Consider the following 6,811-nt stretch of genomic DNA (forward strand, 5'->3'; position numbering starts at 1 on the left):
TCGACATGACACCTATTCAGGTTATTGGCATCGGGCTAGACGGCTCAGCAGGACTCCCTGACTCAGTGCAAAAGCTGATCCAACAAGCCACCCTGCTAGTCGGCAGCGATCGCCACCTCAGCTACTTCCCCCACCACCCCGCCCAGCGTCTCATGCTGGGAGACTTCCATCAGGCGATCGCAACCCTCCGCACCCTCCTCCCTTCCCCCTCTTCTCCCCCTAGCCCCCCGCCCCTAGCCCCTAGCCCCTCAATCGCCATCCTCGTCTCCGGCGATCCCCTCTTCTTCGGGCTCGGTCGCCTGCTGCTAGCAGAACTGCCGCCCGACCAAATTACCTTTCACCCGCATCTCAGTTCCGTGCAGCTTGCCTTTAGTCGGGTCAAAGTTTCCTGGCAGGACGCAGAATTGATCAGCGCGCATGGGCGATCGCTTGAGCAACTCACCCAGGCATTGCAGCAGGGCAAAGACAAAATTGCTGTGCTAACCGACCCTAAGAATACGCCTGGGGCGATCGCCCGTTTGCTATTAGCGCTGGACTTGCCCAGCGAGTATCAGATTTGGGTGTGTGAAAACCTGGGAGGCAACGAGGAACGCATTCAAACCTTTCCCGCAAACGAGTTAGCTGAGAAGGATTTTGCGCCCCTGAATGTAGTTGTGCTGCTCCGCACCGATCGACAGAAAGCTCTAACTTTGGAACAGTTACCTGCCTTGGGACTGCCCGATCAGAGTTTTTTCAGCTTTGGCGATCGCCCTGGATTGATGACTAAGCGTGAAATTCGGCTGCTGGTTTTGGGCGAACTGGCACTGCAACCTGGGCAGGTAGTCTGGGACATTGGCGCAGGCACGGGCTCTGTCTCCATCGAGATTGCCCGCCTGTTTCCGCAGTCGCAGATCTACGCAATTGAGCAAACCGCCGCTGGAACTGCCCTGATTCAGCAGAATTGCGATCGCTTTCAGGTGAAAAACATTACTTCAATTCACGGCAGCGCCCCGGATGCACTGCAAAGCTTGCCGAACCCAGACCGTATCTTTATTGGCGGCAGTGGCGGCAACCTGAGCGAAATTCTTGATCTTTGCGCCCAACGGATAGCCCCCAAAGGCATTCTGGTGCTTGCTCTGGCGACGCTAGAACGTCTCACTACGGCTTTGCTATGGCGGGATCAGCTTCCCCAATCCAAACGCTGGCAGCACCATTTGCTTCAGGTGCAGCTTTCTCGCTCGGTGCCAGTGGGATCGTTAACCCGATTTACGCCACTCAACCCGGTGACGCTGCTCACGCTAAGCCAAACTCCCACAGAATAGCCCCTGTGGCTAATAGAAACAAAATGCCCATTACTCCAGCTAGCGGTTTTCCGCCTAATCCAGTGAACCAGGTTGAACCGCTTCCGGTGTAAGCGATCGCCCCCATTGCATCCAGGCTGGCGATCGCCCAAATCCATCCAGCATGAAGTCCACAGGCTAAGCCCAAACTGCCACCATCCACCCATCGCGCCAACACCAGCACCATTCCCATCAGCCACAGTCCTGGCAGTTGAGGAATATTTTCTTTGCCCTCCCAAACTAGATGCAGCAGCGCAAAAATTAGGCTGGCGATTGCCCCTGCCACCCAGACAGAGTAGTCCTGCTGGAGCTGGTTAATCAGAAACCCACGAAAAATTAACTCTTCTGTAACGCTCACCCACAATCCTAGGAGCAAAGTCGGCAGCAATGGCTGAAGCAAAGCAGTGGCAGCATGACTGCCTTCCGCCTTAGTTTGAATTGGGCGCTGCCAGCGTAGCCAACCCAGAGCTTGCTGAACCACAAATAGAATTGCTAAACCCAATACCCCCAGCAGCCACCCTAACCCTACTGAACTCAGTACCGATGGATTCCAGGACAAGCCGTAATCGGCGAATGATGTCCCCTCTAAATGGGCTGCCCCCCACAAAATTGCAGGTGCTAGCAGGTAAAGCGAGGCTAGCAGCGGCAGTTTTTGCGAGGGGGCAAGGGGTTTTGGAGGATGCCAGTGAAGTGCGATCGCCAGCGGTATCGCAATGGGTAGCCAAGCGATCGCCCAGGTGAGAAAGAAAATGAAGATCTTTAACAGCGCAGGGGCTTTAGTCAAAACTGCAAAGCTCATACCGAACAGCCTAGAACTTTCGAGCAAAAGTCGGGAAAGGGTGTACCAAAACAAGACGAATTGGATACAGATTGCTCAACGGCATGAGCCTTCATGCATATTTCTGATGTGAACGGTCATGCGTAGATTTAGATTTGAACGGTAATTTCTCCAAGTATTAATGATTAGCTTACTTATCTACTTATTTATCTTGAGAGGATTACAGCCCAAAGTTGGTCTTGACAAACCACGATCAAAGCATTCGCTTTTTAGAGATCTTCATCCTCATCCAGGTCAATCGAACCATTTCTATCACTATCAATCTGAATGAGGTGAATGTGCTTGTAGCCTAACTTAATCTCAAACTCATCACCCGGCTTCAATCCCATTTTTTCGGTGTAAGTTGCACCAATAACTATCTGCCCATTCTTATGAACACTGACTCGATAGGTTGGTTCTCGACCCCGTCCATCTTTTGTGCCCTCTGCACTCAAAGGAGTTCCTTTGGCTGCTAGTACGGCTTCAAAAAAATCTGCAAGATTAACTCGGGTCTGATTGTTTTTGCCAACTGTATAGTATCCGCACCGTCTCGCTTTTTCTCGACGAGGCAAGTGGGAAAGTTCTTTTACTTTTTGAAGTAGCGCTTTTCCGGTTAAAGGAGCCGTTACAGTTTCAGTCATCTTCTTTAAGGTGTCCTTTCAGACTTCAAGATAGCAAATTAGAGCTAATGCCAACCTTTTCTATATAAAAATATAGCCCTAAAGGTCACTGATATGACAAGAATTTACTGAAGAACCTAAACAATAGACTAGTTAAACATCATGCTCTGCTTAAAGCCTATGCAAAATCTGAAAGCTTAATTTAGGAGTATCGGGATTGACTTAACCCTGTATTGCTAAGTTGGAGTTTTCATCGCGTTTCTTAGCAGTGTGCATTGCTAATTAAGCTAAGGTACTTATTGCCAATCTTCCTAATCTCAGCCATAGAGATCTGTATGTCAAAATCCATGGGGCAAAATTTGGAGGTTAATCAATATCAGAAGTAGATCAGATAGTTGATTTGAATCCTAAGAGCGATTGAAAGTCGATACATGATTGCTGAGAACTGTCAACTCCAAAAAGCAAAAAAGCCATGTAAAGACTAGATGTTGTACTCATTTACTTCCCCTCATGCTGGTAGCAATCCTAGGAAGTTTATCAAGGCATTCGCTCTCCAATGACGTGATTTCACAAACCATCGGACTTAGAAATTGCGTAGGGGTTAGTTCTAAATAAGCAGTGATTGTAAGTAGCGCAATCTTTCCCTAGACACTCACAATCCTTACCCTGATCCCGCTACCTAAGTTGGATTGTATCGGTGTTATTTTGCGGTTGGTAGTGATAAATACGAAAGGGTGATCCTTTAGGAAACGATTGTGGGAGGTTGTGGTCAAGGCGTTTTTGGCTGCTCTCTTTCATTATCCCGCCGCGCATTAGGTGAAGTTATTCTCCTTGTCAAAGGAGTTTCAAGGAGTTTCGGCTTAGACTATAGATATAGAAGCACTGACTGATCCCCACAAAAGATTGCATCAGTGCTGAGTATCAATAGTCTGGAATTTGCTTTGACTATGCAAGTTTTGTTTAAAGTGGTTCGGCAGGAGTTAGACGGCACTCCACGAATCCAAACTTACGAATTAGAAGTTGAACCTGGCAATACGGTTTTAGATTGTCTGAATCGAATTAAGTGGGAACAGGACGGTACTTTGGCGTTTCGGAAGAACTGTCGCAACACAATTTGCGGCAGTTGTGGAATGCGAATTAACGGTCGGTCTGCCCTAGCCTGTAAGGAAAATATTGGTAGCGAAATTGCTCGGTTGCAACAAATCCAAGCGTCTGCAACTTCGAATCATGGGTCTGAACTTCCAACAATCACGGTTGCCCCCATGGGAAATATGCCTGTGATCAAAGATTTGGTAGTGGATATGCAGAGCTTCTGGGATAACCTCGAGGCGGTTGAGCCGTATGTCAGCACTAAGGCGCGACAGGTTCCAGAACGTGAGTTTTTGCAAACCCCAGAAGAGCGCGATCGCCTGAATCAAAACGGCAACTGCATTCTCTGTGGAGCCTGCTATTCAGAATGTAATGCGCGTGAGGTGAATGCAGATTTTGTTGGACCTCATGCGCTGGCAAAAGCGGCTCGAATGGTAGCTGATTCTAGAGACGACCAGACGGAAGCTCGGCTAGAAAACTACAACCAGGGTACTCATGGAGTGTGGGGCTGTACACGCTGCTATTACTGCAATGCGGTTTGCCCGATGGACGTTGCGCCAATGGATCAGATTGGCAAAATCAAACAGGAAATTTTAGACCGCAAGGATGAGCGCAGTAGCCGTTCGGTGCGGCACCGCAAGGTTTTGATTGATTTGGTGAAGCAGGGCGGCTGGATTGACGAGCGCCAGTTTGGACTAAAAGTAGTTGGTGATTCGTTTAGGGACTTGCGAGGTTTAGCTAGCCTTGGTCCTTTGGGCTTGCGGATGCTAGTTCGAGGAAAGTTTCCTTTAGAATTTGAGCCATCTGAAGGGGCAGCAGAGGTGCGATCGCTAATCGAATCTGTGCAAAATCTGGAGTCGCAGTCAAACTAGCAACAGCCCTTTAGAATCCTTTAGTGGATTAGCATTTCTTGCAAATGCTTAAAATTCCTATTCTGAATGACTCAATTCCTATGACTTCTGAAAAAATCACACCCACACCCGAAGTTACTCCAGATTCCACAGCCGAAACGGCTGTCCAGCCTGAGCTTGGCTTCGGCTGGACACCCTATGCTGAACGGATCAATGGGCGATTTGCCATGATCGGGTTCTTTGCGCTACTGATTTTGGAGCTGCTTACCCGCGAAGATTTCTTTACCTGGCTGGGGCTACGCTAGCGAACTGTGAGGGTATAGCGCCCTTGACCGTTGGCATCGTAGGCATTGGCGATCGCCCGATAGGTACCCGTTTGGGGTAGCGTAACTCTAATTTCAGAGTTGCGGCACTCTGGCGTTTGTTGCTGGCACCGATCGTCATTTTGTTCGAGTGGTTCGCCCTGCTCGTTCACCAGGATCAGATAGGTGTCAAATTCTGTACTCTCCATCGTGACTGTCACCGTCTGCCCCTGCGTTGCGCGAAAAACATGTTCGCGGTAGAGGCTATTGTCAGATAACGTTGGGCCACCAGGGCTAAGTACCCCTTGCTCCTGCAAAATTACGCCGGATGGGTTGGGTTGCTGTTGCTGCCGAGGCTGTTGTCCTTGGGCAGGCGGTTGCCCCGCTTGCGGTTGAGGGGTTGACCCAGCCGAAGCTACGCGCAATTCATAATCTCCTGATTCCCCTGCGGCATAGGAGTTTGCCAGGATTGTATAAGTTCCGTTAGCTGGCAAAGTCGTTGCTAGCCTAGCGTTGGTACCGCCAGCACTGTCGTCATCTTGAGTCAGATCGCTACCATCAGGCGCCAGCAAGATCAGGTAAGCATCCAATTGGTTGCTACTCATTGTGATTTCGATCTGCTGTCCGGCTCTGCCTTCAAAGGTGTAAAGGTTGAAGTAGCTGTTGTCTACTGGTAAGACGTTGCTGCCGTCGCCTAGATTACCCCTAACAATTGGACCGTTGACTGCGATCGCCTCAGGCGGACGATTAATTTGTGGGCGGTTGGTTTGAGCAACAGTGGGGGCACTTCCTTCTCGCACTGCTGTAAGGAATGGTTGAACGCGATCGACTGAAATGGCAAACCCAATGCCGATATTTCCCGCAGTGCTACCCGTTGTAAAAATGGAGGTGTTAACTCCAACCAATTCTCCTCGGTTATTCAGGAGTGGTCCACCAGAGTTGCCGGGGTTAATTGCTGCGTCAGTTTGAAGCAGTCCCCGATCCTGGTCAATTCGACTGACAATACCCACTGTAAAAGTATTTTGAAACTGTCCAAAGGGGTTGCCGATCGCAAAGGCTCTTTGCCCAACGCGTACAGAGCCAGAGTTAGCCAACCTTAAGTAGGGCAAATTGCTCTGTCCTCGTAACCGAACTGCGGCTAAGTCTAATCCCTCTTCCCCAAACGCAATAACATCGCCCTGAACCTCTCTACCGTCCGACAAACGCACTGTCACCGTACGGCTACCTGCCACAACGTGGGCATTGGTCAGAATCAGTCCGTCCGGGCTAATGATGCTGCCACTACCTGAACCGTCTCCTGCATTTACAGAAACAACCGCTGGACTTGCCGTTTCATAGACCCGAACGTTGGTATCTTCTTCCACATCTTGAGCCAGCGCTTGGTTGGAGCGGGGCTGACCCAAATTAGTAACGTTCAGCAGGTCAACCGGAACAAATGCATCAAGGGTGGTGAGACCAATGGCAGTTCCTGCTGCGATGATTCCTGATGTGGCTACACGGCTGAGGAGTTTGATGTTCATGCTGGAATTGTGGTGCAACTGCTAGGGAACAGATTTCAAAGAGCTATTCAGGAGATACCTGATGGCGATCGCCGATTCCGTTTATCCGATACCTTCTTCATCCTTCTATTTTGGCTATCCGGGATAGGGTTGGGTAGGGTTTGTGTGACAGCTATCGCTGTTGCAATGAAGATTTAAATAATACCAATTCTCTAAAGTTCAGCTACAGATAAGGCATCTAAAATAGACCGTCGCCCTACAATCGAGAAGATTACTTCTGGTGTTAAAGCATCAAGTCTCTCTTTCACCTGCTG

At 49.5% G+C, this 6,811-nt stretch carries 6 protein-coding genes; 3 read left to right on the top strand and 3 right to left on the bottom strand.

Features of this window, described 5'->3' with window-relative positions:
* The first annotated feature begins 5 nt into the window (after positions 1 to 5).
* On the top strand, positions 6 to 1,301 hold the full coding sequence (cbiE, locus tag H6G00_RS17450; RefSeq protein ID WP_190797725.1) for a precorrin-6y C5,15-methyltransferase (decarboxylating) subunit CbiE: 1,296 nt from the start codon (positions 6 to 8) through the stop codon (positions 1,299 to 1,301).
* Here cbiE and H6G00_RS17455 read toward each other — a convergent pair.
* Complete coding sequence (locus H6G00_RS17455; protein ID WP_190797726.1) at positions 1,273 to 2,118, bottom strand: CPBP family intramembrane glutamic endopeptidase; 846 nt, start codon at positions 2,116 to 2,118, stop codon at positions 1,273 to 1,275. The two genes, cbiE and H6G00_RS17455, sit on opposite strands and share 29 nt — an antisense overlap.
* Before the next feature lie 248 nt (positions 2,119 to 2,366).
* Positions 2,367 to 2,777: an AbrB family transcriptional regulator gene (locus H6G00_RS17460; RefSeq protein WP_190641964.1), complete on the bottom strand. Its 411-nt coding sequence runs from the start codon at positions 2,775 to 2,777 to the stop codon at positions 2,367 to 2,369.
* Positions 2,778 to 3,703: 926 nt separating this feature from the next.
* Between H6G00_RS17460 and H6G00_RS17465 the strand changes: the two genes are divergently transcribed.
* Together H6G00_RS17465 and H6G00_RS17470 are read left to right on the top strand one after the other, a co-directional pair.
* The gene (locus H6G00_RS17465) at positions 3,704 to 4,717 is read left to right on the top strand and encodes a succinate dehydrogenase/fumarate reductase iron-sulfur subunit (RefSeq protein ID WP_190641965.1); all 1,014 of its coding nucleotides are present in this window, start codon (positions 3,704 to 3,706) and stop codon (positions 4,715 to 4,717) included.
* A gap of 80 nt (positions 4,718 to 4,797) precedes the next feature.
* The gene (locus H6G00_RS17470; protein WP_190797727.1) at positions 4,798 to 5,001 is read left to right on the top strand and encodes a chlorophyll a/b-binding protein; all 204 of its coding nucleotides are present in this window, start codon (positions 4,798 to 4,800) and stop codon (positions 4,999 to 5,001) included.
* Here H6G00_RS17470 and H6G00_RS17475 read toward each other — a convergent pair.
* Positions 4,998 to 6,518 carry a trypsin-like peptidase domain-containing protein gene (locus H6G00_RS17475; protein ID WP_190797728.1) on the bottom strand — a complete coding sequence of 507 codons (1,521 nt, stop codon included), beginning with the start codon at positions 6,516 to 6,518 and terminating at the stop codon, positions 4,998 to 5,000. The two genes, H6G00_RS17470 and H6G00_RS17475, sit on opposite strands and share 4 nt — an antisense overlap.
* Positions 6,519 to 6,811 lie beyond the last annotated feature (293 nt).

The organism is Leptolyngbya sp. FACHB-541 (genome assembly GCF_014695875.1).
Lineage (GTDB): Bacteria > Cyanobacteriota > Cyanobacteriia > Elainellales > Elainellaceae > JAAUTN01.